The 1,449-nt window shown below is 42.8% G+C and carries 3 protein-coding genes; 1 reads left to right on the top strand and 2 read right to left on the bottom strand.

The window, feature by feature from the left end:
* Positions 1-261: 261 nt before the first annotated feature.
* Positions 262-408 (bottom strand): hypothetical protein, encoded by a 147-nt coding sequence (locus F6K49_RS48755; protein ID WP_158069498.1) that lies wholly within the window; start codon positions 406-408, stop codon positions 262-264.
* Positions 409-421: 13 nt separating this feature from the next.
* On the opposite strand from F6K49_RS48755, the gene F6K49_RS48750 reads away from it, so the two are divergent.
* Complete coding sequence (locus F6K49_RS48750; protein WP_075905925.1) at positions 422-1,057, top strand: pentapeptide repeat-containing protein; 636 nt, start codon at positions 422-424, stop codon at positions 1,055-1,057.
* Between the two features lie 86 nt (positions 1,058-1,143).
* Here F6K49_RS48750 and F6K49_RS48745 read toward each other — a convergent pair.
* Positions 1,144-1,449, bottom strand: a 306-nt coding sequence (locus F6K49_RS48745) for a Uma2 family endonuclease (RefSeq protein WP_293109904.1), incomplete at its 5' end; no start/stop codon positions are given.

Below are 1,449 nucleotides of genomic sequence, written 5' to 3'. Positions count from 1 at the left end.
TCCGTAGACGTATTGACAAAATTCATTCGCTTTTAAATTGTCAGTCATGGGTTGCCGTTCTGATTAAGTTTTTAAACACAGAAAAACAACACCACCCCATAAACAGGATGAATGTATTAAATTAAAATGGTTGCTTGATTCCTTATCTGAGGAAAGAGTAACGGTTGAAGGTTGAAGGTTATCAAGGTTGAAGGTTATCAAGGTTGAAGGTTATCAAGGTTGAAGGTTATCAAGGTTGAAGGTTATCAAGGTTGAAGGTTATCAAGGTTGAAGGTTATCAAGGTTGAAGGTTGAAGGTTGAACGCGATGGACGAAGTCCCGCTTTGCTGCGAAGCGCGTGGCCTTTTGGCCAAGGTTGTTCTTGCCCAGGGGTCTGGTGTAGGGTAGGTTGAAGGATGAACAGTTCAAGGTTATCTGGTTGATGGAGATTGAAGCAATTCGGGCGGGGAAAGTAAAGCAACTGCCAGGAGCAGATTTGGAAGATGAGGATCTTTCCGGTAGCCAATTGGAAAAAATTAATCTTGCTGGTGCAACACTTGTGGGGGTGAATTTTTCTGGCTCTAATTTGAATGGTGCTCGTCTCGATGGTGCTAACTTAATTGGTGCCAAACTGGAATCTGCTGACTTACGGGCGAATTTGCTTGGTGCTAACTTAATGCAGGCGGATTTGAGTAGTGCGGATTTGCGGGGTGGTAATCTCCGAGGCGCTAATTTGATGGGGGCTAAGTTGAGTCAGGCTTGCTTTACCGGTGCTTTTTTAAGTGGTGCCAATTTGATGGGGGTGAATTTGCAAGGAGTGGATTTGCGAGGGGCAGATTTGCGAGGAGCTAATCTTAATAGTGCGAATTTGAAGGGAGCAGATTTGTCTCAGGCGGATTTACAAGGGGCAACCTTAAGTGAAGCAAATCTGGAAGAGGCCGATCTCCGTGGAGCTAATCTATCTGGTAGTAATCTCAGTGGGGCGAATTTGCTTTGTGCTGAGATGGATGGAGCTTCTTTGAGTGGTGTTAATTTGGATCGAGCTTGTTTAGTGGGGACTTGTGTGAGTGAGGGATGATTGGCAATAGTGGGTAACGGATATACGGATATAAAGGATGGCAGCTGGGGAGGTATGTGATGGAATTGCTTAGCAAGAAGTAAGAGTTATTTGGATTGAAAAAATTGACTTTTTAATTCCCGTAACATTCGGCTTGTTCCTTGATTAATTGCCTGTTCTACGAGTTGAGGAATCTGTGTAGTTAAGGATAAATTGGGAAAGGTTGGACTGAGCGACGTTTCTTGATAATTTCCATCTTTGATGATGTAAATTTTAAGTTGTTGTTTGCTATAAATCCATACTTCAGGAACACCAATAGCTGCATAAACCTCAAGAGTTGTTTTTGAAGTAACATCAGATTCTATAGCTAAGTCTGGGGGTGGATAAATGTCTAAGTCAATGTGAGTACAGCA

This window comes from Moorena sp. SIO3I6 (genome assembly GCF_010672095.1).
This window is presented reverse-complemented; position numbering and strand designations above follow the sequence as displayed.